General features: G+C 63.9%; 26 protein-coding genes. 17 read left to right on the forward strand and 9 right to left on the reverse strand.

Translation table 11 applies throughout. The features are described from left to right. Nucleotides 1-134: 134 nt before the first annotated feature. Both BLT08_RS02075 and BLT08_RS02080 read right to left on the reverse strand, forming a co-directional pair. Nucleotides 135-1,370, reverse strand: coding sequence for a PQQ-binding-like beta-propeller repeat protein (locus BLT08_RS02075; RefSeq protein WP_245724133.1), 1,236 nt, complete (start codon nt 1,368-1,370; stop codon nt 135-137). 172 nt (nt 1,371-1,542) lie between these two features. Continuing rightward, nucleotides 1,543-2,808: an ornithine cyclodeaminase, nickel-pincer nucleotide-dependent gene (locus BLT08_RS02080; RefSeq protein WP_090303127.1), complete on the reverse strand. Its 1,266-nt coding sequence runs from the start codon at nt 2,806-2,808 to the stop codon at nt 1,543-1,545. A 302-nt stretch (nt 2,809-3,110) separates the two neighbouring features. Between BLT08_RS02080 and BLT08_RS02085 the strand changes: the two genes are divergently transcribed. The 4 genes from BLT08_RS02085 (at nt 3,111) to BLT08_RS02095 (ending at nt 5,268) form a co-directional block, all read left to right on the forward strand. Next, nucleotides 3,111-3,686 carry an HTH domain-containing protein gene (locus BLT08_RS02085; RefSeq protein WP_175529215.1) on the forward strand — a complete coding sequence of 192 codons (576 nt, stop codon included), beginning with the start codon at nt 3,111-3,113 and terminating at the stop codon, nt 3,684-3,686. A gap of 147 nt (nt 3,687-3,833) precedes the next feature. Continuing rightward, entirely contained in the window at nt 3,834-3,995 is a 162-nt protein-coding gene (locus tag BLT08_RS22825; protein ID WP_175529216.1) for a hypothetical protein, read from the forward strand. Between the two features lie 86 nt (nt 3,996-4,081). Continuing rightward, nucleotides 4,082-4,513 carry a peptide-methionine (R)-S-oxide reductase MsrB gene (gene msrB, locus BLT08_RS02090; protein WP_090303129.1) on the forward strand — a complete coding sequence of 144 codons (432 nt, stop codon included), beginning with the start codon at nt 4,082-4,084 and terminating at the stop codon, nt 4,511-4,513. Between the two features lie 548 nt (nt 4,514-5,061). Continuing rightward, the gene (locus BLT08_RS02095; protein WP_090303130.1) at nt 5,062-5,268 is read left to right on the forward strand and encodes a DUF2196 domain-containing protein; all 207 of its coding nucleotides are present in this window, start codon (nt 5,062-5,064) and stop codon (nt 5,266-5,268) included. A 45-nt stretch (nt 5,269-5,313) separates the two neighbouring features. Here BLT08_RS02095 and BLT08_RS02100 read toward each other — a convergent pair whose 3' ends face one another. Further along, a complete protein-coding gene (locus tag BLT08_RS02100) occupies nt 5,314-6,645 on the reverse strand; it encodes an RNA-guided endonuclease InsQ/TnpB family protein (RefSeq protein ID WP_090303131.1) in 1,332 nt (443 codons plus the stop codon). Between the two features lie 258 nt (nt 6,646-6,903). Here BLT08_RS02100 and BLT08_RS02105 point away from each other — a divergent pair, with 258 nt between their 5' ends. From BLT08_RS02105 to BLT08_RS02120, 5 genes are all read left to right on the forward strand, one after another. Next, a complete protein-coding gene (locus BLT08_RS02105) occupies nt 6,904-7,758 on the forward strand; it encodes a YihY/virulence factor BrkB family protein (protein WP_090303132.1) in 855 nt (284 codons plus the stop codon). A gap of 59 nt (nt 7,759-7,817) precedes the next feature. Beyond that, the gene (locus BLT08_RS02110) at nt 7,818-10,844 is read left to right on the forward strand and encodes a bacterio-opsin activator domain-containing protein (protein ID WP_090303133.1); all 3,027 of its coding nucleotides are present in this window, start codon (nt 7,818-7,820) and stop codon (nt 10,842-10,844) included. A 91-nt stretch (nt 10,845-10,935) separates the two neighbouring features. Further along, nucleotides 10,936-11,076 (forward strand): rubrerythrin-like domain-containing protein, encoded by a 141-nt coding sequence (locus tag BLT08_RS22420; RefSeq protein ID WP_139171254.1) that lies wholly within the window; start codon nt 10,936-10,938, stop codon nt 11,074-11,076. 16 nt (nt 11,077-11,092) lie between these two features. Next, nucleotides 11,093-12,409: a glutamate dehydrogenase GdhB gene (gene gdhB, locus BLT08_RS02115; RefSeq protein WP_090303134.1), complete on the forward strand. Its 1,317-nt coding sequence runs from the start codon at nt 11,093-11,095 to the stop codon at nt 12,407-12,409. A 124-nt stretch (nt 12,410-12,533) separates the two neighbouring features. Further along, complete coding sequence (locus BLT08_RS02120; RefSeq protein WP_090303135.1) at nt 12,534-12,935, forward strand: VOC family protein; 402 nt, start codon at nt 12,534-12,536, stop codon at nt 12,933-12,935. Between the two features lie 113 nt (nt 12,936-13,048). On the opposite strand, the gene BLT08_RS02125 is transcribed toward BLT08_RS02120, so the two are convergent. Together BLT08_RS02125 and BLT08_RS02130 are read right to left on the reverse strand one after the other, a co-directional pair. After that, a complete protein-coding gene (locus BLT08_RS02125) occupies nt 13,049-13,894 on the reverse strand; it encodes a CPBP family intramembrane glutamic endopeptidase (protein ID WP_090303136.1) in 846 nt (281 codons plus the stop codon). A gap of 14 nt (nt 13,895-13,908) precedes the next feature. After that, on the reverse strand, nt 13,909-14,541 hold the full coding sequence (locus BLT08_RS02130) for a phosphoribosyltransferase (protein WP_090303137.1): 633 nt from the start codon (nt 14,539-14,541) through the stop codon (nt 13,909-13,911). Nucleotides 14,542-14,786: 245 nt separating this feature from the next. Here BLT08_RS02130 and BLT08_RS02135 point away from each other — a divergent pair, with 245 nt between their 5' ends. From BLT08_RS02135 to BLT08_RS02145, 3 genes are all read left to right on the forward strand, one after another. After that, nucleotides 14,787-15,563 carry an NAD(P)H-hydrate dehydratase gene (locus BLT08_RS02135; RefSeq protein ID WP_090303138.1) on the forward strand — a complete coding sequence of 259 codons (777 nt, stop codon included), beginning with the start codon at nt 14,787-14,789 and terminating at the stop codon, nt 15,561-15,563. Between the two features lie 55 nt (nt 15,564-15,618). Next, entirely contained in the window at nt 15,619-16,293 is a 675-nt protein-coding gene (locus BLT08_RS02140) for a class I SAM-dependent methyltransferase (RefSeq protein ID WP_090303139.1), read from the forward strand. Nucleotides 16,294-16,394: 101 nt separating this feature from the next. Next, complete coding sequence (locus tag BLT08_RS02145; RefSeq protein ID WP_090303140.1) at nt 16,395-16,673, forward strand: hypothetical protein; 279 nt, start codon at nt 16,395-16,397, stop codon at nt 16,671-16,673. A gap of 119 nt (nt 16,674-16,792) precedes the next feature. Here the strand turns inward: BLT08_RS02145 and BLT08_RS02150 are convergent, their stop codons facing one another. Next, entirely contained in the window at nt 16,793-17,629 is an 837-nt protein-coding gene (locus tag BLT08_RS02150; RefSeq protein ID WP_090303141.1) for a lipoate--protein ligase family protein, read from the reverse strand. A gap of 306 nt (nt 17,630-17,935) precedes the next feature. Here BLT08_RS02150 and BLT08_RS02155 point away from each other — a divergent pair, with 306 nt between their 5' ends. Beyond that, entirely contained in the window at nt 17,936-18,841 is a 906-nt protein-coding gene (locus BLT08_RS02155; protein ID WP_090303142.1) for a serine/threonine-protein kinase RIO2, read from the forward strand. 48 nt (nt 18,842-18,889) lie between these two features. Here the strand turns inward: BLT08_RS02155 and BLT08_RS02160 are convergent, their stop codons facing one another. Further along, complete coding sequence (locus BLT08_RS02160) at nt 18,890-19,621, reverse strand: DUF7847 domain-containing protein (protein WP_090303143.1); 732 nt, start codon at nt 19,619-19,621, stop codon at nt 18,890-18,892. A gap of 466 nt (nt 19,622-20,087) precedes the next feature. Between BLT08_RS02160 and BLT08_RS02165 the strand changes: the two genes are divergently transcribed. The 4 genes from BLT08_RS02165 (at nt 20,088) to BLT08_RS02180 (ending at nt 24,020) form a co-directional block, all read left to right on the forward strand. Beyond that, nucleotides 20,088-20,678 carry a 50S ribosomal protein L15e gene (locus BLT08_RS02165; RefSeq protein ID WP_090303144.1) on the forward strand — a complete coding sequence of 197 codons (591 nt, stop codon included), beginning with the start codon at nt 20,088-20,090 and terminating at the stop codon, nt 20,676-20,678. Nucleotides 20,679-20,867: 189 nt separating this feature from the next. Continuing rightward, nucleotides 20,868-22,976, forward strand: coding sequence for a pyruvate dehydrogenase (acetyl-transferring) E1 component subunit alpha (gene pdhA / locus BLT08_RS02170; protein ID WP_090303145.1), 2,109 nt, complete (start codon nt 20,868-20,870; stop codon nt 22,974-22,976). A gap of 62 nt (nt 22,977-23,038) precedes the next feature. Then, a complete protein-coding gene (locus tag BLT08_RS02175; RefSeq protein WP_090303146.1) occupies nt 23,039-23,473 on the forward strand; it encodes a universal stress protein in 435 nt (144 codons plus the stop codon). A 118-nt stretch (nt 23,474-23,591) separates the two neighbouring features. Further along, nucleotides 23,592-24,020: an arsenate-mycothiol transferase ArsC gene (locus BLT08_RS02180; protein ID WP_090303147.1), complete on the forward strand. Its 429-nt coding sequence runs from the start codon at nt 23,592-23,594 to the stop codon at nt 24,018-24,020. A gap of 71 nt (nt 24,021-24,091) precedes the next feature. Here BLT08_RS02180 and glmS read toward each other — a convergent pair whose 3' ends face one another. Both glmS and BLT08_RS02190 read right to left on the reverse strand, forming a co-directional pair. Further along, a complete protein-coding gene (gene glmS, locus BLT08_RS02185) occupies nt 24,092-24,541 on the reverse strand; it encodes a methylaspartate mutase subunit S (RefSeq protein WP_090303148.1) in 450 nt (149 codons plus the stop codon). Between the two features lie 322 nt (nt 24,542-24,863). Next, complete coding sequence (locus BLT08_RS02190; RefSeq protein WP_090303149.1) at nt 24,864-25,574, reverse strand: phosphoribosyltransferase family protein; 711 nt, start codon at nt 25,572-25,574, stop codon at nt 24,864-24,866. Nucleotides 25,575-25,643 lie beyond the last annotated feature (69 nt).

Genomic DNA, 25,643 nt, shown 5'->3' on the forward strand with positions numbered 1-25,643 from the left:
GCTGATCGGGTTACACACCAGCAACTATCTCACCTGCGCTACAGGAAGTCCCAACGTCGGCTGGTTACGCCCGACCGATTAAGCGAGAAAAGCTCCCTCTCCGTTTATATCGGGGTGGAGATGACTACTGGTCGTTACGGTTCAAGTGTTACGATAACTTGACCAGTATTACTGTTGATGGTTAGTACGATAGAATCCTCGAGAACCGCATACCCCTCAACCATAGATCCGTGGAGACTTGTCTCTATGTGATCGAGTGTATACGTTGTCCACTGTTCCGCTCCCGTTTCTGGATCGAGAGCATGCAGATGTGTATATCCAAGATCACGCCAGATGTAGAGCGTGTCATCTGAGACGAATGGTTGAAGTCCATTTGGGCCGTTTTCAATATTTCCAGACTTCCATTCATCGGGTTCTTCACCGGTATCTAACTCTGTGGCGTACACTGCAGGATATCTGGATGTCCCTCCAGAATAGACAAGCCCGTTTGCAATCGATGGTGGTGCAGTGCTCGCTGGGTCTGTCTCTTCTGTTTGCTCGAATTCGGTCACTGTTTCTGAATCGCCTGTTTCTGCATCGATTGCTACAACGCTGGCTGGGTCGTGAGTGTATATCGTTTTGTCCTGTACCATCAACGAAAACCCTGACCGAATATTCCCCGATGGTGAATACGTCATCAATGACTCATCTTCGAAGACATCGAAGGCCAACGCCTCGTAATCGCTTTCGTTGTTCGTACGCCGGATTACAAAGAGTGTACCATCCTCTCCAACCGCGATATCTTCTGTTCCACTGGCTTCGTCCTCCCAGATAATGTCCTCGTCGTCGGTATCGATCGCGTACAGTTCCCCATCGTTGTTGACATAGACGATCCCGTCGAAGACTCGAATATCGCCAGCGTACAACGATCCGAGTTCGATCGACCACAACTCCTCGCCTTCGTCCGGGTCAACCGCGTAGAGTTTGTCCGTTAGGAAATATACGGCGTCGTCGGTCACTGCTGGTGTCGTCGGGTCCCACTGGGGGTTCGATGGTGCTCGTGGCGGCAATTCTGCTTCAAAGGTCCATTCCACTTCGCCGCTCGCTAGATCGACTGCGTGCAGCGTTGGGGTTTCGTCGGCAACGTATACCAGTCCGTGATCGATGACAGGACCCGACAGCGTCACGTCTTCTACCTCGGTCGTCCAACGCTCCTCGAGCGGGCCGTCGGGACCGCTCCGATCGTCGGCGACCATCTGATTGTCCGCGGTGAACCGGTCCATCGGCCACGAGCCGCTGGCGGTCCCGTTGGACTCGCCGTTGTCAGTTTCACCCGTCTCGTCGTCTTCGTCATCTCCATTGTCGGTCTCCGAATCATCGTCGCTGCTCATACACCCAGCGAGCCCTGCTAGACCTGCCGTTGTCCCGCCACAGACGGCGAGCCATTGTCGACGCGTTCGATTCGATCGTCGGTTCATGGCATACGATCCGACCCACTCCAAATTAAATTATTGAAACTCCTGAGAATCAGCTTACCTGTCTCGAAAGAGAGACGGACGATCGTTACTCGAGCAACTCGTCGCGCAACATCGGAATGAACGTCCCGATGTCGGTCACCATGCCGATGGCCTGTGCGCTGCCGCGGTCGAGCAGTTGGGTGACGGTGGCTGGGTTGATGTCGACGCAGACGGTTTTGGTGGTCGAAGGGAGGCAGTTCCCGACGGCGACGGAGTGCAGCAGCGTCGAGAGCATGAGCACGATGTCGGCCTCCTGGGCCTGCTCGCGGATCGCGTTCTGGGCCTCGATCGAGTCGGTGATCGTGTCCGGAAGCGGGCCGTCGTCGCGGATCGAGCCCGCGAGGACGTAGGGAACGTCGTTTTCGATACACTCGTACATCACGCCCTCGTCGATGATGCCTTCGTCGACGGCCGCTTCGATGCCGCCAAGGCGGGCGATCTCGCTGATCGTGTAGATGTGGTGTTTGTGGCCCTTTCGCGGGTGCTCTAAGCTCTCCGTGTCGACTCCCAGCGATGTGCCGTAGAGGTCGCGCTCCAAGTCGTGGACGGCGAAGCCGTTCCCGGCGCTCAGGCCGTCGATGTAGCCCGCGCGAACGATGTCGGCCAGCGCGTTTCGCCCGCCGGAGTGGACGATCGCCGGGCCGCAGACGACGAGCACGTTGCCGTCGTTCTCGCGAACCTCACGCATCTCGTCGGCGATCTCCTCGATCAGGGATGCAGAGGGGCGTTCGCTCGAGACGCCGCCCTGCATGAACCCGAAGGAGCCGCCGCCGTTCCGGGGCCGTTCGGGCGGTTCGACGCGGATACCCGTCTCGCCGGTGACGACGAGGTCGCCCTCCTCGACGGCGTTGAGCACCTTCGTGTACACGCGCGTGCCGTCATCGCTTTCGGCGTCGTCGACTCTCTGCGGGTCCTCCGGACTCGCTCGGTCGACGATCAACGCACAGTCCATCTCGACGTCCTCGACCTCGACGTACTCGCCGTCGACGCGGACGTAGGTCGGGTGGTTCGTCGTCGAGTAGAACTCGACCGGGACGACCCCGTCCTCGGGAGCCGCCTCGAGCGTCGCGTCCCGCGGATCGGCCACGGTGGCGCCCTGCTGGTTGAGTTCGTGGAGGATGGCCCGAAGCTCCTCTTCGGTCTCGGCCATCACTCGCATCCGGCAGTACGTCTCGGCGTGTTTGTGGCGGCCGACCTCGAACTCCTCGACCTCGAACTCGCCGCCCATATCCATCACGACCCCGAAACACATGCCCATCGTCCCCGAATCGATGATGTGCCCCTCGAGTTCGACGGTTCGCGCAACTGTCATCGGTGAGTGGTTGGTGACCGGGGACCGTGAATGTGTGCGTTGTGGGCCGACGAGCCAGCGATTCGGCGTCGGTCACCGGTCGTCGCCAGCGGCGGCCGTCAGTGGGTGGTCTCCCGGCGACCGGTTGGCTATCGCGACCGGTAACCGCCCATCCTCACTCGCAGTACCGATTATCAAACTCGACTTTCCGTCGTTGTCGATTGAGACATTGGGATTCGCCACGAACGGATCGAAACGGTATTTCAGGGGTATTGATAGCTGAGACAACACTTTTGTACGTTTCTGCCGACAACCACGACAACGTGTCGAACCCTACTCCCACCCCAGCGACAGTCGAACTCTGGATCCGATCGTTCGCCCCCACGAGCGCCGGGCCGACCCAGGAGCGCGCCCTCGAGCGACTGGAGGCACTCGAGTCGAGCGACCCGATCGAGTCGATCGAGATCGGCGTCTGGGGCAAAGAAGTCGAACAGACGGCTCACACGGCTCACATTCCACAACTCCAGCGGATCGAAACACGCCTCGAGGCGTTCGAGCAGTGGGCGGCCGACACCGGTCGCCAGCTTGAGCCGTTCTTCCGGAACGTGCGCGTCGAGTCGACGATCACCGGAACGTCTCGTGACGTCTGGCGGCTCCCGACGGTCGCGCTCGCGGAGTTCGATGCGGACGACGAACTCGTCCACGTCGCCCCCTGCCGGACCGACGAACGGACTATCGACGTCTTCGATCGGTTCGACGCGCTCGTCGCGGAGACGGAGCAGGCGTTGACAACCGGCGGCGATCGACGACGGGACGAAGTGATGACCGACCGGCCGTCCGGCGGCGCGACCGGCTACGGACAGCGCCGTGTCGAACCGTTTTCGCCGAGTTCCGACTGACGACCGGCGATCGGCTGTGGGGGGATGCAGTCTTCAGTTCTTCGACGTTCACTCGTTTCGATCCAGATACACGCTGTCCGGTAGCGGCTCGGAACGTTCACGCTCGCCGTGAACAACTACTATGCCATTCTATGCCATAGTCCACATATGGTGAGCGAATCAATCACGTTCGGCCCGTCACGGTGTCGAAACTGCGGCTTCGAAGCCCCCGGCGGTGACGACGCCTGGCGGCGGATCGACGTCCCGAAGCTGGGTCGGATGACCCAGTGTCCCGACTGCGAGAGCACGGACGTTATCACGAGCCGGTAGAGACGCTGTTGGACGGGCGGGAACGAATGCGACAGGCGGGAACAAATGCGGACAGACTCTTGAGTCTCTCGCCCGTAGGATAGCCTATGGAACACGATACTGACGAGCAATCCCGAGACCACCAATCCGACACCGATCTCCCCTCGAGCGACGCCGAGTGGCGGGAGAAGCTGAGCGAAGAACAGTACCGCATCCTGCGCGAAGCCGGGACCGAGGCCCCGTTCAGCGGCGAGTACGTCGACCACAAGGACGACGGCAGCTACGCCTGTGCGGGCTGTGGGACGGAACTGTTCGACTCCGAGACGAAGTTCGAGTCCGGCTGCGGTTGGCCGAGTTTCTACGACGCCGACGACGACATCGTCGAGACTCGACCCGACAACAGCCACGGGATGCAACGCACAGAAGTCCTCTGTGCGAACTGCGGCGGCCACCTCGGCCACGTCTTCGAGGACGGTCCCGAACCCACCGGAAAACGCTACTGTATCAACTCGGCCGCGCTCGAGTTCGACGACGAGTAGTCGATCGACGATCGGTTCTCTGGAACTGGTGCTCAGTAGTTGGGCGTAGTGAGCGGGGTTGTTTTGATGGAAGGTTGGTGACGGCGAATGTGTTGCTGCCGCTGGCGGCAATGGTTTCCACGTCCTTCCCAGCCGATTTCTGCTCGCGGGCCAACGGCCCGCTCGCATGGTTCGCGGAACCGGAGATTCCGCGCTAACGCTCGCGCCAGAGGCGCTCGCTCATCCACAGGAAGACGCTTTGCGGCTTCCACGCAGTCGCTCGTATTACTCGCGACAACCTCGCACAATATCGTCGGCCGACCTCGCGTTCGTTCGGTCGACCGACAGCGCGCGCCACCGCACGTTGATTGTCAGTTCCAGCAGTATGTACGTCGTCTGAACTCCGCAGGGATCAACCTCCTGCTACTACTCTCGAGAATAGTTGATCGACCTCTCGTTCTCACCCGGCGATGGGTTCGACGACCGCCTGCTGATCGACAATCGACGAGTCGAACACCGACGCGAGTGCAGGCACTGTCCTTTTTGAGCGGACCGACTCACCACCATCTATGTCTAACGAACGACCAACCGCCGAGGAGCTGCGACAGGGCGTCACCGTCGAGATCGTCCAGGGCGACCAGGACGTCCAATCCGCGGACCAGGAGCCGATCATCGGCGAGGTCGCGACGATCTACGGCGACGAGCCCGACGGACCGGAAGTCGAACTCAAAAACGGCGTCGTCGGTCACGTGCAGTCGGTCCGGCCGGACGATTGACATCCTCCCCGCCCTAAAGGGCGAGGATTCCCGAGCGTTGGGATATTACGGTTCGCGGTTAGCAACCAGTTCTCGTGGGGCGAAACAGCCCTCACTACGGTCGAACAGGTGAACCGCTGGCTGTGCCAACCAGCCGTTATCCCTATCTCCGTCCCCAGAACGCGGAGCGTTCTGGTGTGCGGACGAGACGCTCTGCGTCTCGTCAACGCCATCCGTGGCGAGACTCGGGAGTACCTTTTGTCGAATATTCTCCGCACCATTCACGTCCGCGTTTGCAACCGTATCACACTCCTCACACACGTACAATCCGCGTTCGACACGCTGGTTGTCGTCCGCGTGACCGCACGCCGAACACGACTTCGACGTATTGCGTTCCGACACCAACTCCACGTCGATGCCCCCGGCTTCTGCCTTGTAGTCGAGTAGTGTCGTAAAGCGGTCGAACGCCCACCCGTGCAAGTCGAGATTCCCGTGGTCGCCCCAATTTCGGAGCTCACTCCTCTCGTCGTCCTCTCGGATGCCACCGAGGTCGCCAACAACAAGTGTCCCGACACCTCGCTGAACGCACTCCTCTACGAGTGCTTTCGAGAGTGCGTGCAAGAAGTGCGTTCGACGACCCGTTCGTTTGCGGTCGAGACGGGTTGCCTCTCGGGATGACGAGTCGTCGCACTTGGCTTTCTTCTTGGTGAAGTAGTATTCGTCCTCCTTGAGTGCGCTACCGGGATACAACACGGATTCACCGCCGAACGAGACCGCGGCGAAGTTGCAAATCCCAAGGTCAACACCGGCCACTTCTTCACCCGGCGGTTCCGGGTCAATGACGGTGCGACAGACGAATTGAAGTCGCCACTCGTCGCGTTTGTAGACGGCGCGAACCTGTTGAATGTCCCACTCAGCCAAGTCAACATCCGGGCGAGTCTGGTATTCACACAGGATGAAGTCCGAACGGTGTTCTTTGAGGTTTCGACCTTTCGAGAGTCGAACGCGGGTGAACTGTGCGTCGTGCTTGAAGCCAGCCGCTTTGAACGACACAGTTGAACGTGGGTGGGAGTCTCCGTTTTTGCGGTAGCCGGGCGGTCGGGCACGGTCGTTACCGTTCTGACGCTTACCGAACCAGCCGTTGAACGCTTCAGCGAGTTCTTCGAGAACGCGCTGACTGGATTGAGAATGTAAGTCCGTGTAGCGTTCGTGGCTTTTGAGTTCGGCTTTGAAGTCCCCGTCATCGGGAATCTTGCCCGTTTCGTCCCACTGTTCTTGTGCATAGTAGCGACCGACATTCCAGAGTTTTGAGGCGGCCCATCCGAGTTGGTTGAGGTCGTCACGAACCTGTCGCTGGTTCGCTATCGTCGCCTCGAAGGTTCGGATGGTCCGACTCATTTTCTGGCTTCATAACTGGTTATGAACGCCGTTCCGTTAATAGTGTCGGTTGGCGTGGAATATCCAGCAATGCTGGTGTCGGTTGTTTGTATCATCCAGTGACGGCGCGTATCCCGCCGTAAACGGCGAGGTTTTGCGCCTGTTCATCCCATAACACGCCTCGAGCCGCTCGTTTTCATCGCTGTCGTATCGCGCCGAGACGCGTCCCAACCCGCCTGCCAGCCCAATCGATATCCGGCATGCCGTCGATATCGAGATATGGCCGACTCGAGTCTTCCCTCGCTCGCTCGCGACGTCGCCGCGGTCGCCCGGGAACGGCAGATCAGCGTCAAATCCGCGGGGTTGGCCTACCACGGGTTCAACACCCTCGTCCCGCTGGTCATTCTGGCGCTCGTCGCCGTGACGCTCGTCGACGCCCTCGAGCCGCTGGTGACCGCGATGGAGTCGGCGGCGGGTCTCGAGGGCGTCGTGACCGACGACGGCATCGAGGAACTGGCCGGAAACGGCGCGGATCGGACGCGAGCGGCGCTGCTCGCGCTGATCATCTTGCTGTGGAGCGCAGTCCGTTTGTTTCAGGCAGTCAACAGCGCGTTTACGGACGTCTACGGCTCTCGGAAGCGCGAATCGTACATGAACACGGCCGCGACGGTCACGCTCGTGACGGCGCTCAACGTCGTGCTCGTGACGGCGACGCTCGCGGTCGGCGTGACGCTGGTCAGCGTCGTCGGGATCAGTCTCTCGATACTGGTGGGCGGGATCCTGGCGACGGCCGCTAGCGCCGTCGTTCTCGCGGGCCTCTTGTTGGCCGTCTTCCTGCCGATGTACTACTTCTTCCCTCAGCCCGACGTCTCGGTCGTCGAAATCCTGCCGGGAACGGCGTTCGCCGCCCTCTCGTGGACCGTCCTGGCGGTCAGCTTCAGAATCTACGTTGCGACCTCCGAGAGCATCGCGCTCTTCGGGATCGCCGGCGCGATCCTGATCATCCTGACGTGGGTCTACCTCGGCGGGCTCTGTCTCCTGTTGGGAGCCGTTCTCAACGCCGTTCTCGCGGATCACGTCGACCCCGAAGACGGGTGGGTGCCGATGCGAGAGGTGTGGCAGAAGTACGCCTGATGGACCAACCGTTTGGCGAATCGATGGGTTCTATCACCTCGCGTCCGTATACGCGACGAATGGCTTCCGAAGGGATCGTCGACGACGCGCGAGTACTCGCCGTCGGATTCGACGCCGAGCACGCGGGAACGGCCACGGGCTGGTGGACGGACCGAACGGAAACCACGAGCGATCGCATCGGCGACATCGAGACGGTTTCCGGCGCAGCCGCGGCGCTCGAGGCGCTCGAGGAACGCCCCGTCGACTGCGTCCTGACCGCTCAGCCGCCGTCGAACGGGAACGGAATCGATCTCGTCGAGCGGATTCGCGAGCGCGACCCCGATCTGCCGATCGTTTACGCCGCACGTGACGGTGACGAATCGCTCGCCGCCGAGACCGTCGCGGCTGGCGTCACGGAGTACGTCCCGAGCGGGTGGTCGGGGACGGCCCTCACAGGGGCGCTCGAGCGAGCGATCGAACGCGGTGTGAACCGACGGGACTGTCGAGCGCGAGCGCGCCAGTTCGGCGCGGTGTTCGACGACCCGGAGACGTACGCGTGGGTGTTGGACCCCGACGGACGCGTTCGACGGGCCAACGAGCCCGCGCTCGAGACGATCGACGCGACCGAAGCCGACGTGCACGGACGGCCGTTTCCGGAACTAGCGTGGTGGCAGCGTGCCGAAGCCGGGCCAGCGATACTCCGGAGCGCAGTCGAACGGGCGGCGAACGGGACGGTCGTCCACCGGGAAATCCGGGTGCACGTTGGTGAGGCGAACGAAAGTGGTAACGAATCGGACGTGAACACCGTCGGTCTCGACGGTGGCTCGGAGTCGGAGTCGCGGTCGCTCGAGGTGACGATTCGTCCGGTTCGAGACGATTCGGGGGCCGTCGTCTCGCTGCTCGCACGGGCGAGCGACGTCACCGAACGCGCCGAACTCGAGCGGGAGCTCCGCGAGTCGGAGGAGCTCCACCGGGTGACGCTGAACAACATGACCGACACGGTCCTCATCACGAACGATGCGGGCGAGTTCACCTACGTCTGCCCGAACGTCCACTTCATCTTCGGCTACGACGACGACGCGATCCACGAGATGGGGACGATCGACGAACTGCTCGGGCCGGAGCTGTACGACCGCGAAGCGCTCGAGGAAGACGGTGTGTTGACGAACATCGAGTGTACGGCGACCGACCGGGCGGGTCGGGAGCACACGCTGTTGGTCAACGTCCGCGAGGTCTCGATTCAGGAGGGGACGATCCTCTACAGCTGCCGGGACGTGACGAAACGAAAGCGGCGCGAGGAGGCGCTGACGGCGCTCCACCGTACGGCACGGGAACTGCTCTACGCCGAGAGCGAGCGCGAGATTGCCAACATCGTCGTCGACGACGCGACCGACGTCCTCGACCTCGAGGCGAGCGGCGCGTACCTGTTCGATACGGACGAGAACGTCCTCGAGCCGGTCGCCGCGTCCCCCGGTTTGAACCGCCTCAACGGCCCGCTCGCGCCGCGACGGGCAAACGCCGACAGCATTTCGGGGCGAGTCTTCGTCGAGGGAGACGCCGAGTTCTTCGCGGACGTCGCCGATTCGGCGGCACTAGCGAATCCGGCGACCGACGTCAGGAGTGCCGGCGTCGTCCCGTTGGGCGATCACGGCGTCTTCCTCGTCGGCTCGTCCGAGATCGACGCCTTCGACGACGTTACGCGCGAACTGACCGATCTGCTCGCCGCGACGGCCGAAGCGGCGCTCGACCGCGTCGCGCGGGAGCGAACCCTCCGCGAACGCGACCGGGAGCTTCAGCGGCAGAACCGCAAACTCACCAGGCTCGACCGGGTGAACGAGATCATCCGCGAGATCGACGCGGCGCTGGTCCGGGCCGAAACCCGCGAGGAGATCGAGGCGGCCGTCTGCGAGCGACTCACCTCGGCCGACCGATTCTCGTTCGCCTGGATCGGCACGACCGACGTTGCAGACGAACGACTCGAGGCGAACACCCACGGCGGCACGGGCCGCGGACGGGACTACCTCGATAGCGTCTCGCTCTCGCTGTCGGAGGCGACCGAACCCGCGGCTCGGACGGCAGCCAACCGCGAGGTGACGGTGGTTTCGAACGTCGTCGACCGGCTCCGCGAGGAACCGTGGCGTTCCGAAGCCTTGTCGCGGGAGTACCAGTCCGTCGCCGGCGTTCCGCTGGCGTACGACGAGTTTACCTACGGCGTGTTGACCGTCTACGCCGACCAGCCCGACGCGTTCGACGGGGTCACGCGAACGGTTCTGGCAGAACTCGGCGAGACGATCGCCTCCGCCATCGCCGCCGTCGAGCGCAAACAGGCGCTGTTGACCGACTCCCGGACTCGCCTCGAGTTCGACGTCCGCGACGAGGGCTTCGTCTTCTCGCGGCTCGCCCGTCGAGCCGACTGCATCCTCTCGTTCGACGGCGGCGTTCGGCTCCACGAGAACGGCGCGTCGGTGTTTACCACGGTCGAGGGCGGCTCCCCGGAGGCCGTCGTGGACGCCGCCGCCGATCTCGTCGCCGTCGAGGGAGTGCAAGTGATCGACGGCGATGACGTCAGCAACGGCGACCGCCGTGACAGCGACAACGAGCGCGACGGCGACGGAAACGGCGGTGGCGGTTCTGCCGAGACGGTTGGTGGGACGGTACTTCTCGAACTGTCGCCGCCGTTTCTGGCGCTGCAACTCGCCGATCACGGCGTCCTGTTGCGCAGCGTCGAGGCGACGCCGGAGGCGACCCGCGTCGTCGTCGACGTCCCGCGGACAGTCGACGCAGGCGGCAGCGTCGACGTCGTCTCGAGTGCGTTCGCCGACGTCGACCTGCACGCGAAACGAAGCGTCGATCGGACGACGGCACGCGATCTCCGAGCCGAACTGCTCGAGCGACTCACGGAGCGACAGCTCGAGGTCGTGCAGTTGGCGTACTACAGCGGTTACTTCACCTCGCCTCGGGAACGGTCGGGCGAGGACGTCGCCGACGCGTTAGGAATCTCGCCGGCCGCGTTCTACCGCCACATTCGGACCGTTCAGCGCAAACTCTTCACGATCCTGTTCGACGAGATCGGACTTCCGGCAAATGCTGCACCGGCAGTTGAATAGTGAACCCTGATCTCTCGCAGGGGCTAGCTATCTGACGAATATATCTATCCTAATATCCTTATTATTCCTAAATGCAATTCCCATCTCCCCCATGAAAGACGTCCAGTTCAACCCAGACGAGGTATCGAGCTACGAGTGTTTCGACTGCGGCACCGTCGTCCGTGCGACGACGGCCGCGTGCTGTCCCGACTGCGGCGCAGACATGCGCAATCGTCGAACACCGATCGAATAATCTACTATCGATTCTCATGGCTTCACACCAACAGTCCGCAGTGTCTACCGAGGAGCAGCAGGCGACCGATACGGCCGAACCCGAAACCGCTCTCGAGACCGCGCGCAGACAACTCGAGCGCGCCGCGGCCCACCTCGAGATCGACGACTCCGTTTTGGAGCGCCTCGAGCACCCGGCGAAAGTCCACGAGGTGACCGTCCCGCTCGAGCGAGACGACGGGAGCGTCGAGGTCTTCACGGGCTACCGCGCCCAGCACGACAGCGTCCGCGGGCCGTACAAGGGCGGCCTGCGCTACCACCCCGAGGTTACGCGCGACGAGTGCGTCGGCCTCTCGATGTGGATGACCTGGAAGTGCGCCGTCATGGATCTCCCCTTCGGCGGCGCGAAAGGTGGCGTCGTCGTCAACCCCAAATCGCTGAGCGACAGCGAAAAAGAACGGCTCACGCGGCGGTTCACGCAGGAGATCCGATCGGTGATCGGTCCGACGACGGACATCCCCGCCCCCGACATGGGGACCGATCCCGAGACGATGGCCTGGATCATGGACGCCTACTCGATGCAGGAGGGCGAGACCATCCCCGGAGTCGTCACCGGTAAACCGCCCGTCGTCGGCGGCTCCTACGGCCGCGAAGAGGCGCCCGGTCGGAGCGTCGCCATCGTCACGCGCGAGACCTGCGACTACTACGACTACCCGCTCTCCGACACCACGGTCGCCGTCCAGGGCTTCGGGAGCGTCGGCGCGAACGCCGCTCGCCTGCTCGAGGAGTGGGGCGCGACCGTCGTCGCCGTCTCGGACGTCAACGGCGCGATCTACGATTCCGACGGAATCGAGGTCGGAGCGATTCCTTCCCACGACGAGGAACCGGAGGCGGTGACCGCGTACGCGACCGAGACCCCCGATATAACGCAGATATCGAACGAGAGACTGCTCGAACTCGACGTCGACGTTCTCGTCCCCGCCGCCGTCGGCAACGTCCTCACCGCGGACAACGCAGCGGACGTCGCGGCCGACATCGTCGTCGAAGGCGCGAACGGGCCGACGACGTTCCCCGCTGCTGCCATCCTCGAGGAACGCGGCGTCCACGTGATTCCCGACATCCTCGCCAACGCCGGCGGGGTGACGGTGAGCTACTTCGAGTGGCTCCAGGATATCAACCGCCGCAAGTGGTCGCTCGAGCGCGTCCACGAGGAACTCGAGTCCGAGATGGTCGGCGCCTGGTCGGCCGTGCGAGACGAGGTCGAGGCGAAGAACGTGACCTGGCGCGACGCCGCCTACGTCGTCGCGCTGTCGCGGGTCGCCGGTGCCCACGAAGTTCGCGGGTTGTGGCCCTGAAACGCGCGATTTCCGTCGCTATTTCTATTTCGCGTCACAATTACCGGTCGCGGCGTACGACGTCCCGCTCTCTGCTGTGAGGGAGGGTGATAACTTTACTATTCGTTCCGTCTTCCGTTGATTGATGGACCCAAAAATCACGCTCGTCACGCTCGGCGTCGAGGACGTCGAGGAGTCGATCCGGTTTTATCGAGATGGTCTCGGGTTTCCGATGCAGGACCGCGAGGAGAACAGCGACGTCGCTTTCTTCGAACTCGAAGGTACGTGGCTTTCACTCTACCCGAGAGCCTCGCTTGCTGAGGACGCCACGGTTTCGAGCGACGGATCCGGATTTTCCGGGATTACGCTTGCACACAACGTCTCGATGGAGGCTGAAGTCGATACGATTCTCGAAGAAGCGAAAGCGGCTGGCGGCCGTCTCGTCAAACCGGCACAGGACGTCTTTTGGGGCGGCTACTCCGGCTGCTTCGCCGATCCCGACGGCCACCTGTGGGAAGTGGCGTCTCCGGATCTCACTGCCGAATAGCTCCGCACCGACACTCGAGAAACGGAACTCGATGGGTTCGCAGCAGCGACGAACGACTGTTCCACCGAAGTGCCTTCGAAAACGAACTCTTTCGGTGTAGTTTCAGAGAGCCGTCAGTACGGTAGCTCGGTTCGCTTCCCGTCGCGTCGAAGCGTTTTCGATCCCCACCCGACGAGTACGACGACCGCGACGACTACGAACAGCAGACTCTGGACAGTCCGCGTCTCGGCTGCCGGGTCGAAGAACTGGCCGGTGAAGTTCTGCGAGAAGTGAAAGACGATCGCCGCGAGGACGCTTCGGCTCGCGTTGTTGTACAGCCACGTGTAGAAGACCGATGCGACGACGATCCCGATCGCAAATCCGAACGGCTCCGGCGGGCCGCCCGCGGCCGCGAAGTAGCCGACCATCGCGAACAGCGGCAGGTGCCAGGTCAACCAAGCGACGCCGACGAGCAGGCTCGAGACGAGCGCGCTCCACCGCTGCTGGCACCGGTCGAGCAGAAAGCCGCGCCAGCCGATCTCCTCCGGAATCGGCCCGAGGACGAGGACGAACGCAGCGTAGGCGAGCAACGCCGTCGGGCTGGCGAGCAGTACTCGAGCGCCCGCGAGGTCGACCGGCTGGCTCGAGAGACCGAAGGCGACCACCAGCGCGGCCGCGAGGGCCGTGAGCGTCGGCACGAACAGTATCGCGACGAGCCACCAGCGAGCGGGGACGAGCCTGGGGTCGACGATTCGCCGTCCCAGATCACGCAGACCTGTGCGGCCGCCGACGAGACCACTCATCACCACGCCGCCGAGTAGCGGCCCCGTCCCGCCGAGTATCAGAAAGATAACGCCCGGATAGGCGAACGCTTCCCAGCCCGCTGCGACGACGATTCCCCAGAAGAACCAGCTCCAGCCGTGGGAGAACAGCAGGAATCCCCAGAGGTCCGCGTTGGGCCGATCGAGTAGGCGGTTCACGTCGTGTCTCCCTGCTATCGATCACCGCGTTCGAGGTACTCGAGCGCCTCCGCGTCGGTCACCTGCCCGAACGTCCGGTAGAACTGCCCGACCGCGCGGAACGACTGAGGCTGCTCGAGTGCGATCACCTCGTCGGCTTCGGCCTCGAGATCCGCGAGACCGCGCGGCGAGCCGACCGGAACCGCGAGCGTGACGTGTGCAGCGCCGGCCTCGCGGATCTGCCGGAGACAGGCCCTCGCGGTCGCGCCCGTCGCGACCCCGTCGTCGACGACTACCACGCGTTTGCCCTCGAGATCGGGCAGTCCGGGCATCTCGCGGTATCGATCCGCCTTCCGGCTGGCGTTGTTCGCTTCCGACGCCCGAACCTCCTCGAGGTAGTCCTCGGAGACGCCGAGTCGATCGATGAGGCTCTCGTTGTACCAGACGCTACCGTCGCTGGCGACCGCTCCCAGCGCCAGTTCGGGGTTCTTCGGCGCGCCCATCTTCCGGGCGACCACCACGTCGAGGTCGGCGTCGAGCGCGTCCGCGACCGGGCGCGCGACGGGAAGCGCCCCGCGGGGAATCCCGAGCACGATCTCGGCCTCGAGGCCGCGGCTCTCGAGATCGGCGGCGAGTCGGTTGCCGGCGTGGGTTCTGTCGTCGAACATGGCTCTAGCTACGACGGCTACGGCCTATGCTTTGGTGTGGCACACGACGGGGACGAGTCGCCCTCGTCGACGCACGTGTTCGAACAGGGTTGGTCAGCGACGTCGCGGTGGCGCGCTGTCGTGTGCTCGATCGATTCTGCACGGAGTAATCCGCCGGGTTGTGCATTCGGTCGTTTCGTACAGCGTCGCAATGCACCAGAACTCGCCTGCCGAACGGCTACCCGTCACGACCGGACAGTCAACGTATGGCCCGTCTTCAGCAGACGCTTTCGAACATCTCCGAGGAAACGGGGGTCGACAACGGTCGCGTCGGTATCGTTGCGGGGGCGATCGAGTACCCAAATCAGCCGGCCCTCGTCGGCCGGTCGGCACTCAGGACCGGCTCGGACCACGTCCGCGCGTTCGTCGCCGACCCGATCTACGAGATCGTCGCGGGTCACGAGCCGAACCTGCTCGTCGACCGCTACGCGGGCGAACAGTTCGAGGAGAGTGCGGTCGAACGCACCCGCGAGATGAGCGAGTGGGCCGACGCGCTCGTGATCGGTCCCGGACTCGTCGACGCCGACGGGGACGCCGTCTCTCGAGCGATCGAGACCGTCGACGTTCCGACCGTCGTCGACGCCCTCGCGATCGAACCCGCCCTCGAGGCCGACCTCTCGAATGCAGTGCTCACCCCCAGCGACAAAGAGGTCGACCCGATCGAAGACGCCTACGGGAGCCTCGAGGCGTTTTCCGAGGAGACGGGCGCCGTCGTCACGCTGACCGGGAACGTCGACGAGATCGTTGCCGACGGCGAGCGGACGAGCAATGAGACGGGGACCTCGGCGCTGACGGTCGCTGGAACGGGCGACACGATGGCCGGAATCACCGCCTCGCTGCTCGGGCAGGGGATGGACCGCAGCGACGCGGCGGAACTGGGCGCGTGGATCCTCGGCAAGAGCGGCGAACTGGCGACGGCCGAGTACGGTCCCGGCGTCCTCGCGACCGACGTAATCGATCGGATTCCGGATACGATTCGCTGAGCGAGCCCCGAGGCGGGAAACCATTACCTCTCGTCGCGTCGTCAGTACGACTGAGATGTCCGATCAGCGCTCCTCACCTGCGGCGACGACGCAGGACGAAATCTCCCACCCCGTCTTCGCCGTGCTCTACGACCTGTGTCCGGAACCCGCGGAAGTCGAGGCCCAGCGAGCGTATCTCGCGCGCGACCTCTCGGGCCGGGTGCTCGAGCTCGGCTGTGGCACCGGCGGGATGTTCCCGTTCGTCGTCGACGGTGCCACGGGAGACCTCGAGTACCACGCGATCGAGCCGGATCCACACATGCGCAAACGAGCCGCCGAGGCCGCGCGCGAGACCGGTCTCGACGTCGACCTCCGTGACGCGCGGGCCGAATCGCTGCCCTACCCCGACGGCAGCTTCGACGTCGTTTTCGCCGGCGTCGTTTTCTGCACCGTACAGGACCCCGACGCGGCGCTCGAGGAGGTCGTGCGGGTGCTGAAACCGGGCGGCGAGTTCCGCTTCCTCGAGCACGTCCACGCCGACGGCTGGCGCGGAACCGGCCAGGAGCTGCTCGATCCGCTCTGGAAGCGCGGGGCCGGCGGCTGTCACCTCACCCGAGAGACCGTCGCGCGGTTCGTCGCCCACGACGCGCTCGGCGTCGAGGAGGTCGATCGGCTCGATGTCGGGGTCTTTCCGGCGTCCCCGATCGTCCGAGGAACGCTACGTCGGCGGCGGAACGGCGTGCTCGGCTAAACGTTTGATCTCGGGAGAGCGGGGTACTTTCGGCGCCGAATTTACCGAACCCGGAGTCTGCAGGTGGAACCGTTTCCCGCGAGTCTGTTCAAGAGGGATATATGTCTGAACCGGACCGAGAGCCAACGGAGACGACCACGACCTCCAAGGAGGAAGCCGAGGAGGAAGGGCAGTGGATGGCCCGTAACGGGATCGGGATCGCCGTCGTCTCGATCTTCTCGCTGCTGTTGATCATGCTCGCAGCGATGCAGTTCACCGGCGTCATCGACATCTTCGCACCGATCGCAGAGACTGAGGGTCAGCAGTGGGGCGTGTTCTTCGTCCTCGCGCTGATCGTGATCATCGTCGGCGGCTGGAGTTGGAAGGCGATCATGAGCTGAACAGGCGCGATCCGCTCGTTGGCGATGAACCAATCCCCTACCGTCTCGCGGTGTGGCTCGAGGCGGCCCCCGTTTTCCGATCGATCACTGATCCGGAGCCACGGCACCGTCCACGGGAGTCACCGTTCGGTCGCCTCGAGTACCTCTCGATTCCGGATCCAGGCGTCGGCGCCGAATTTCCGGTCGGCGAGGTCGCGAGCGGCCTCGAGCTCGCCCGCCTGCCATTCCGATTCGTCGGCGTCGCACCACTCCCCGAGCGCCGACGCGAGCGTGTCGACGGCCTCCTCGCGGTCGATGCCGGCTTCCTTACGGATGCTCGTCACCCGGTCGGTGAACGTCTCGTGCTCGAGGTCCGTGTCGAAGACGCCGACGTGGTGGGCGGGCTCGAGGTCGTAGCTGATCGAGCCGTGCTGGATGACGACGTCGCGCTGGCGGTACTGGGCGTTGCCGCTGATTTTCTTCGCCTCGGCACCCCCAGTCGCCGGTGCGACGACGTCGTGGGCCGGGTTGATGTCTCGGAGGTAACACGAGGGCTGGTAGATCGACGACTGTTCGGCGCCCGCGAAGTCGGCGTCGACACCCATGCGCTGGAGGCCCTCGAGCACCGGCTGGCAGAACAGGTCGTAGCAGTCCATCAGGTTCCCGGGCACCTCGTCGGCCGGCGCGATGATCGTGTAGGAGATGTCGGCGTAGCGGTCGTGATAGATCCCACCGCCGCCGGTCTGGCGGCGCGTCACGTCGATTCCCTCGCGCTCGCAGTAGTCCCAATCGACCGTTTCGGGGTCTTGGCGGTACCCCAGCGACAGCGTGCTCGGCTCCCACGAGTAGACGCGGACAGTTCGCAGGTCGTCCTCGAGTGCCGTTCGCGCGGCCACTTCCTCGACGGCCATCTGTACGTCCCCCGCGCGCGGATCGTCTCGAATCAGCCGCCACTCCCGATCGGCGAGATCGCTCATACCACTTGGTCGCTCGCAATCGAGTTAGTGATTGCGACGTCTCGAACGACGAGCGACGCGCAACTGATCGCCGTCACGCGTTCCGTGTAGACGAATCGACCGATTCTATATCGCACTATTTGATTTATTAGCGACCACAGGGACCGGTCAAACCGACACTGGACGGGTCACAACTGTGGCTGGTAGCAAACCCGGGTGGCACCTGAATCGGACTCGATCGAGTACGTTACTTCCCGCGACACGTCCGTCACCCCCGGTGACCTGCACGTCACGACGTTTTTACGTACACGCCGGCTACCACGCGCTATGGTGCGGAACGTCGCCGGACTACTTCCGGAACTCGAGACCGAAGACTTCTATCTCCTATCGGGGGTCGAGCAGGGAATGCGCTTCTCCGAGTGGGTTCAGCGGGAGAAACTCCCGAAGTTCTCGAGCCTGACCGAGGAGGAAGTCGACTACCGGCTCGAACGCTGTCTCAAACGAGGGTTGGTCGAGAAGAAAACGATCCAGTACGAGGGCTACACGCTCCAGTTCGAGGGATACGATATCCTCGCGTTGCGAGCGCTCGTCGAGCAGGACACGATCAGCGAGTTCGGCTCGCCGCTGGGCGTCGGCAAGGAGAGCGACGTCTACGAGGTCAAATCCTACAAGCCCCACGCGCTGAAGTACCACCGCGAGGGGTACACGAACTTCCGGGAGGTCCACAAGGAACGGGACTACACCTCGGACAACGAGCACGTCTCCTGGATGTACACCGCTCGGAAAGCCGCCGAACGGGAGTACGACATCTTAGAGGAGCTGTATCCCGACGTCTCGGTTCCCCGGCCGATCGGTCAGAACCGCCACGCCATCGTCATGGAGAAGATGGACGGCGTCGAACTCTCGCGAACGAAACTCGAGGACGCGCAGGTGCTCGGGGTCCTCGATCTGCTCGTTCGCGAGGTCGCGCGCGCGTACGAAGAGGGGTACGTCCACGCGGACATGAGCGAGTACAACGTCTTCGTCAGCGAGGAAGGCGTGAAAGTCTTCGACTGGCCGCAGGCGGTCCCGACCGATCACGAGAACGCAGACGAGTTCCTCCGGCGCGATCTCACGAACATCGTGGGCTACTTCCGACGGAAATACCCCAAGCACGTGCCCGACGAACTCGAGAGCGACGACGTCGCGGAATCGGTCGCCGACGGGTCGTTCGAGACGGTGACAGACGTCTGATCGGCGTCGGAAGTCGGGAAAAACGAATTCTGGTTGATCGAACTGTTCTCAGGCCGGCGTCCCGGCGGCGCCCGGTCGCGGCTCGGCTTCCGGTGGTTCCTCGAGCGTGTGCAGTTGATCGTACGCGCGAGCGGTGGTGGCGAGAACGTAGACGGTGACGACGGCGCCCCCGATCTGAACGAGGGTCGTACCGACAACGCCGCCGGCCAATATCGCTGGCACGCCGACTGCGGCGTTGACGAGCAGGCCGAGGAAGACGACGGCGACGCCGAGACCGAACAGTCGGAGTCGGCTGCCGCGAGTCAGCCCCCAGCTGCTGCGGAACGCCTGCACGAAGTTCTGGTCTTCGACCGCGACGAACACGCTCCAGTAGTAGAGGCTGACGAGGATGAACAGCCCCGGAACGAGCAGGAAGATGCTCCCGACGGCGACGGCGAGGGCGAAGACGATCGCCCCGACGAAGAGGTTGAGCGTGGCCAGCCCGATATTTCTGCGCTGGAACTCACGCGGAATGCTCTCCCGTTCGTCGGAGGCGAACGTTCGCAGCGCAACGATCGCGACGACCAGCGTCGCGATCGTGATGGCAAACGAGAGCAGTCCCGTCGCAACGTCGACGAGGCCGATCGCCGGTGCGGTTTCCGCGGCGGGGCCGAGGTTCGTGGGCGCGACGAGGGCGTTCACCACGGCAAGTACGGCAAATACGGCGACGAAGATGAGTCCGTTCCGCTCGCGGGTGCGGTCGAACCCATCAGTCATCGCGTCGATGATGCTGAAGACCATGCATATAGTACGCGTCCTGAGGAGATATAGTTATGTTAGCACATTTAGATAAACCAGACGGTCCCGTCGGAGAGGCGCTCTCGGGGCCGCGTGTGGGGTTTTGGTTCCGTCGTACTCGAGCGGCCGTGTTCTCAACATCAACCTGATACCGGTATACAAAATGTCCATCGTCGCTTCGATTGGCGCCGGAGTCCGCTGAGCGGACGCGTCGACCCGCGCGGGCGGAGTTATCCATCCACCGACTCCCGTCCATCGACTCGAGCGCCCCGGTCCCCCTTTTCCACGCGAGTGCGTTCCCGGAGTTCGAAGCCCTTATACTCGAGAGTTGGGTAGACTGTCGTAGACTCGCTGAGTCGCGGGCATCAGCGGGCACCTGTTCGGCGACGACGCCACCACAGGTCGGGATGTGATCCGCGGGGATCGGCCCCGGTCGGGATTGAACCAGGAAACGCCCGCGGTGATAGCTATGGCAAAAAGCTTCTACTCCCACATCAAGGACGCATGGAAGGACCCTGACGACGGTAAGCTCGGGGAGCTGCAGTGGCAGCGAAAACAGGAATGGCGAAAGGAAGGCGCAATCGAGCGAATCGATCGCCCGACCCGCCTCGACAAAGCCCGCGAACTCGGTTACAAGGCCAAGCAGGGCATCATCGTGACCCGGGTCTCGGTCCGCAAGGGGACCGCCCGAAAGGAGCGATTCACGGCCGGTCGCCGAACCAAGCGCCAGGGTGTCAACCGCATCGGGCGGCGCAAGAACATCCAGCGCATCGGCGAGGAGCGCGTCTCCCGCAAGTACCCCAACCTACGCGTGCTCAACAGCTACTGGGTCGGGGAAGACGGCTCGCAGAAGTGGTTCGAAGTGATCCTCGTAGATCCCGAACACCCCGCCATCCAGAACGACGACGATCTCAACTGGATCTGCGACGACGCACACAAGAACCGCGCGTTCCGTGGCCTCACCAACGCTGGCAAGGCCAACCGCGGTCTCAACAACCGCGGCAAGGGCGCCGAGAAGGTCCGCCCGTCGAACAACGGCGGCAAAGGCCGCGGCAAGTAACGCGGTTCCGCCGGTCGCGGTCGGCTTCACACCAACTGCTTCGATTTTTGGCGACTCGTCCGCACTCGAGAGCGACTGCGCCGCGAGACGTGGTGCGGTTCTCAGACGGCGGACGGGCGCTCCGTGCTCCGGCCTCATCCGCGCGATAGCGGCGACGGACACTAAGTAGCCGTCCGTGGTACGGCGGGTATGCCACGATCACCGGTCGCCGAGTTCACGATCGATCGCGTGCAGGTACTCGATCAGGAGGGCCGCGTCGACGAATCTCTGGAGCCGGATATCGACGACGAGCGGTTGCTCGAGTGGTACCGGACGATGAAACACGCCCGCCGACTCGATCGGCGGGTGATCGCCCTTCAGCGGCGGGGCGAGCTGGGGACGTACGCGCCGTCGACGGGGCAGGAAGCCGCTCAGGTGGGGAGCACCGCGGCGCTTTCGGACGACGACTGGACGGTCCCCGCGTTCCGCGAACACCCCTCGGCGCTCGCCCGCGGGCTGTCCGCACAGGGTATCTTCGAGTACGCGATGGGGCTCGAAGAGGGCGGCGAACCGCCCGACGAGGTGCCGATCATGCCGCCATCGATTGCGGTGGGTACTCAGCCGCTCCACGCGGCCGGAATCGGTTGGGCCGAGGCGATGAACGGCAGCGACACCGTCGCGCTCACCTACTTCGGTGACGGGGCGACCAGCGAGGGCGAGGTGTACGAAGCGATGAACTTAGCGGGGGTCTACGAGGCCCAGACGATCTTCTTCTGCCAGAACAACCAGTACGCGATATCGACGCCGCTGTCCAAACAGACGCGGGCCGCGACTCTCGCCCAGAAGGCCGTCGCCGCGGGTATCGAGCCGATTCAGGTCGACGGCAACGACATCCTCGGCGTCTATCTGGTCACGCAAGAGGCGATCGAGCGCGCTCGACGCGGCGTTCCGACGCTGATCGAGGCGACGACGTATCGCCGGGAGATGCACACCACCGCGGACGACCCTTCAGTCTACCGGACCGTCGAGGAAGAGGAGGAGTGGGAGCCCTTGGACCCCATCCTGCGATTCGAGGGCTACCTCCGCGAGCGCGGGATCCTCGACGACGAGACCGTCACGGAGATCGAGAGTGACATCGAGGAGGTTCTCGAGACCGACCTCGAGGCGGCCCGGGAAACCGCCGCGAACGCCGATCCCGCGGACATGTTCGAGACGGCCTACGGCGATCCACCTGAGTACCTCGAGCGCCAGCGCGACGCCTTTCTGGACGATTCGGGGCGCGAGGTCGCCCCCGCAGACGGGAGCCGGCGCGGCGACGGCGGTTCGGCGGCGGCCGAGTCGGGTGTCACCGAGGACGCCGAGCGGTTGAATATGGTCGAGGCGATCCGCAAGACGCTGGGCGCGGAGCTGGAACGAGACGACGACGTCCTCGTCTACGGGCAGGACGTCGGGGTCGACGGCGGCGTCTTTCGGGCGACGCAGGGCCTGCTCGATACGTTTCCGGGACGAGTCCACGACGCCCCGGTCGCAGAAGCGGGTATCGTCGGCCTCGGCGTCGGCCTCTCAGTGGCCGGCTACCGACCGGTCGCGGAGATCCAGTTCGCCGGCTTCAGCTTCCAGGCGTTCTCCCAGATCCACCAACACGTCTCGCGGCTTCGGAGCCGCTCCCGCGGAAAACTCACCTGTCCGATGGTGATCCGGGCGCCCTACGGCCTGGGCGTGAAAGCCCTCGAGCACCACTCCGAGAGCTACGAGGCCGGCTACGCCCACGTGCCGGGACTGAAGGTCGTGATTCCCGCCACCGCGGGGGACGCGGCCGGCTTGCTCCGGTCGGCGATTCGAAACCCCGACCCGGTGCTCTTTCTCGAGCCCATGCCGCTGTATCGGGCGGCCCGGCGGCCGGTTCCCGAGGAGCACACCGTCCCGCTCGGCGAGGCACGGGTCGTCGCGGAGGGAACCGACGTCACCGTCGTCACTTGGGGCGCGATGGTCCGCGAGGTCGAGGGAGCCGTCGACGCGAGCGAGGTGTCGGCCGACGTGATCGACCTGCGATCGATTAGCCCGATGGACGCCGAGACGGTCCTCGAGTCGGTCCGGAAGACGGGTCGCTGCGTCGTCGTCCACGAAGCGCCGCGGACGGGCGGCTTCGGCGCCGAAATCGCGGCCCGCATCTCGGACGAAGCGGTCTGGCATCTCGAGGCGCCGATCGAACGCGTCGCGGGCTACGACGTTCCGGTCCCGCTGTTCGGTCGCGAGGAGGCGTACCGACCCGACGAGGCGCGAATTCGGGCGGCGATCGAACGGGTCGCCTCGCAGTAGACGTCGAGTTCCAGCCCTCCTCCGGCCCGAAGCTTATTTCGGAGGACGGTGTAGGTCGACGTATGGTAGACCACGTGCTCGTTCCCGTCGACGACTCGGATCGATCGGTACAGGCGCTCGAGTTCGCCTGCAAAGAGTATCCCGGCGCTCGAATCACGGCGCTGCACGTCCTCGATCCGGGCGACTTCTACGCCGCGACGGGGATCGAAGGCGGTGCGATGGCCAACTACGAGGAGATTCAGGACGCCCACGAGACCCGGGCGGAGGAAATTCTAAAACACGCGCGCGAGGTGGGAGCCGAACACGGTGTCGAGATCGAGACGGACCACATCGTCGGCGGCATCTCGCGGTCGATCGTCGAGTACGCGGACGACAACGACGCCGACCACATCGCCATCGGCAGCCACGGACGGACGGGCGCGAGCCGCATCCTGCTCGGCAGCGTCGCCGAGAAGGTTGCCCGCCGGTCGTCCGTTCCGGTGACGATCGTTCGGTGACTGCAGTCACGCGGCGACGAGTTGGCCCGACAGCGTCTCGTGAGTGTTACCTGTGCATATTGTTCTCACAGGAGCGCACATACGAACGATTAGGGCGCCCCAGCAACTGGTTCCGTGTATGACCGACGACGACACCCACGTTGCGTTCGTCTGCGTCCAGAACGCCGGCCGAAGCCAGATGGCGACCGCGTACGCCGAACGCGAGCGCGAGGCACGGAAACTCACCGACGCGGTCGTGATCCACTCCGGCGGCACGCATCCCGCGGACGCGGTCCACGATATCGTCCGCGAAGCGATGGCCGAGGAAGGGATCGATCTCTCCGAACGGGAGCCACAGCACATCTCCGACGAGACGCTCGAGTCCTGTGACTACGTCGCGACGATGGGCTGTTCGACGCTCGAACTCGAGGCCGAGACGGACGTCCGCGACTGGGATCTGCCCGATCCCCACGGCGAGAACCTCGAGACGATCCACGAGATTCGGGAGGACATACGTGGGCGTGTGAAGGCACTGTTCGACGAGATCGACGCGACTCGTCAGGAGTAACTGATCGGAACCGGGAGCACCGCCGCTCCGGGCTTGCAGCGAAAAAATGCGTCGGTAGTCGGAGGACTCGACTACGCGGAGACGGTCTGGCTCTCCCGCTCGGTTTCCGACGGGCGAACGTCCAAGTCGGCCCGGAGCGCTTCGATAGCGTCCTCCGGATCGGTCTTGGAGTCGAAGACGCGGTCGAAGCCCATCTCGCGGAACAGCTTACGCGTCTCGTCGAAGTCGTCCTGTCCGACGGCGAGGTTGCCGCCGATGTAGGTCGTGACGTCCTCGAGATCCGCGTCCAGCATCTCCTGGTGGAGCCCCTCACAGTCCTGCTCGGCGTGACCGTAGAGCGAGGAGACGAGTACAGCCTCGGCGTCGTGGGCGGTTGCGGCGTCGACGAACTCGTCTTGGGAGGTCTGCACTCCGAGGTTGACGACGTCGAATCCGGCCGCCTCAAACGCTTGTTCCAGGATGGTGATCCCGACAACGTGGGCATCGGACCCGATCACGCCGAGGATGACTGTCTTCGTCATGTTCGTACCTCCACCGAATACGGCGACCACCATAAACCTAATGATTAATAATGTGGCAACAGTTCACACGGTGGCAGTCGTGCGATTGGGACCACTCTGGAAGGGCCATATTCGATTCGGTCGTCTACGCACTTGCTCGAGGCGAAATCCCACTGGTTGGCTCGAATCGGTGGACTACTGCCCGTTCAGGCGACGACGAAAGTCACGATTCGAAAGTCGCTCACACCTATACGTGCTCGCGAGACGGTCGACCTGATCGAACGCGATACAAAACCGGGAGCAGCGATTTCGAGGCGGCTGATACGCCGGCAAGCGGGAGCGATCAAACGGTCGTCAGCGCACCGATCGGCGCGTCGGTCCGGCCTCGAGCGCGCTCGATGCCGTCCTCGCCCGCGGCGATCAGCGCGAAGACGCCGGCGACGTCGGCGTCGGCGGTTTCGACGATGTCGAGGAGGAGTTCCTGCGTTTCGCCCGAGCGAATGAGGTCGTCGACGACGAGCACCGACTCGCCCTCCTCGATGGCGGACTCGGGGAGGTAGTAGGTGAGTTCGATCCCCGACTGGAGCCGTTCGCGCGCCTCGATGAACTCCTCGACGGCGGTCTCCTTGCGCTTTTTCGCGTAGGCACAGCGGGTCCCGTAGTAGCTTGCGAGTGACGCGGCGAGCGTAATCCCGTCGGTCGCGGCGGTCAACACTACGTCGGGGCGATCGAACTCGAAGCCGTTGGCGACGACGGGCGCGACGAGGTCGAGAAACGGCTGGTCGAAGACGGCCGAACTGTTGTCGACGTAGCCCTCGTCGTCGACCCGGATGCGGGCCTCGAGTTCCTGTCCGAGCGCCTCTCGGCCGAGGTCCTCGACGACCTCGCGTGCGCGTTCGGTTCCGGGAAGGACGTGGCCGTTGACGTATCGGTTGAGGTCGCCCGCCGGAAGCTCCGTGGTCTCGGCGAGCTCGTCGTAGGTCCGCGTCTCTTTCAACATCCGCAACACGTCGACGGCCCGCAGCTGGAGGGCGGCCTTCTCGGCTCTGTTCATACAGATATGCACGATTCCGCAACTATGGCTATTTCGATCGAAATCAGCGCTCGAGATCAGCACAGACGT

Source organism: Natronorubrum texcoconense (assembly GCF_900100335.1).
In the GTDB taxonomy this organism is placed as follows: domain Archaea; phylum Halobacteriota; class Halobacteria; order Halobacteriales; family Natrialbaceae; genus Natronorubrum; species Natronorubrum texcoconense.

Coding starts and splice junctions, on each gene's coding strand:
- BLT08_RS02075 (WP_245724133.1), bottom strand. CDS start 1,370: ATGAGCAGCGACGATGATTCGGAGACCGACAATGGAGATGACGAAGAC.
- BLT08_RS02080 (WP_090303127.1), bottom strand. CDS start 2,808: ATGACAGTTGCGCGAACCGTCGAACTCGAGGGGCACATCATCGATTCG.
- BLT08_RS22825 (WP_175529216.1), top strand. CDS start 3,834: ATGGTGAGCGAATCAATCACGTTCGGCCCGTCACGGTGTCGAAACTGC.
- msrB (WP_090303129.1), top strand. CDS start 4,082: ATGGAACACGATACTGACGAGCAATCCCGAGACCACCAATCCGACACC.
- BLT08_RS02095 (WP_090303130.1), top strand. CDS start 5,062: ATGTCTAACGAACGACCAACCGCCGAGGAGCTGCGACAGGGCGTCACC.
- BLT08_RS02100 (WP_090303131.1), bottom strand. CDS start 6,645: ATGAGTCGGACCATCCGAACCTTCGAGGCGACGATAGCGAACCAGCGA.
- BLT08_RS02105 (WP_090303132.1), top strand. CDS start 6,904: ATGGCCGACTCGAGTCTTCCCTCGCTCGCTCGCGACGTCGCCGCGGTC.
- BLT08_RS02110 (WP_090303133.1), top strand. CDS start 7,818: ATGGCTTCCGAAGGGATCGTCGACGACGCGCGAGTACTCGCCGTCGGA.
- BLT08_RS22420 (WP_139171254.1), top strand. CDS start 10,936: ATGAAAGACGTCCAGTTCAACCCAGACGAGGTATCGAGCTACGAGTGT.
- gdhB (WP_090303134.1), top strand. CDS start 11,093: ATGGCTTCACACCAACAGTCCGCAGTGTCTACCGAGGAGCAGCAGGCG.
- BLT08_RS02120 (WP_090303135.1), top strand. CDS start 12,534: ATGGACCCAAAAATCACGCTCGTCACGCTCGGCGTCGAGGACGTCGAG.
- BLT08_RS02130 (WP_090303137.1), bottom strand. CDS start 14,541: ATGTTCGACGACAGAACCCACGCCGGCAACCGACTCGCCGCCGATCTC.
- BLT08_RS02135 (WP_090303138.1), top strand. CDS start 14,787: ATGGCCCGTCTTCAGCAGACGCTTTCGAACATCTCCGAGGAAACGGGG.
- BLT08_RS02140 (WP_090303139.1), top strand. CDS start 15,619: ATGTCCGATCAGCGCTCCTCACCTGCGGCGACGACGCAGGACGAAATC.
- BLT08_RS02145 (WP_090303140.1), top strand. CDS start 16,395: ATGTCTGAACCGGACCGAGAGCCAACGGAGACGACCACGACCTCCAAG.
- BLT08_RS02150 (WP_090303141.1), bottom strand. CDS start 17,629: ATGAGCGATCTCGCCGATCGGGAGTGGCGGCTGATTCGAGACGATCCG.
- BLT08_RS02155 (WP_090303142.1), top strand. CDS start 17,936: ATGGTGCGGAACGTCGCCGGACTACTTCCGGAACTCGAGACCGAAGAC.
- BLT08_RS02160 (WP_090303143.1), bottom strand. CDS start 19,621: ATGGTCTTCAGCATCATCGACGCGATGACTGATGGGTTCGACCGCACC.
- BLT08_RS02165 (WP_090303144.1), top strand. CDS start 20,088: ATGGCAAAAAGCTTCTACTCCCACATCAAGGACGCATGGAAGGACCCT.
- pdhA (WP_090303145.1), top strand. CDS start 20,868: ATGCCACGATCACCGGTCGCCGAGTTCACGATCGATCGCGTGCAGGTA.
- BLT08_RS02175 (WP_090303146.1), top strand. CDS start 23,039: ATGGTAGACCACGTGCTCGTTCCCGTCGACGACTCGGATCGATCGGTA.
- BLT08_RS02180 (WP_090303147.1), top strand. CDS start 23,592: ATGACCGACGACGACACCCACGTTGCGTTCGTCTGCGTCCAGAACGCC.
- glmS (WP_090303148.1), bottom strand. CDS start 24,541: ATGACGAAGACAGTCATCCTCGGCGTGATCGGGTCCGATGCCCACGTT.
- BLT08_RS02190 (WP_090303149.1), bottom strand. CDS start 25,574: ATGAACAGAGCCGAGAAGGCCGCCCTCCAGCTGCGGGCCGTCGACGTG.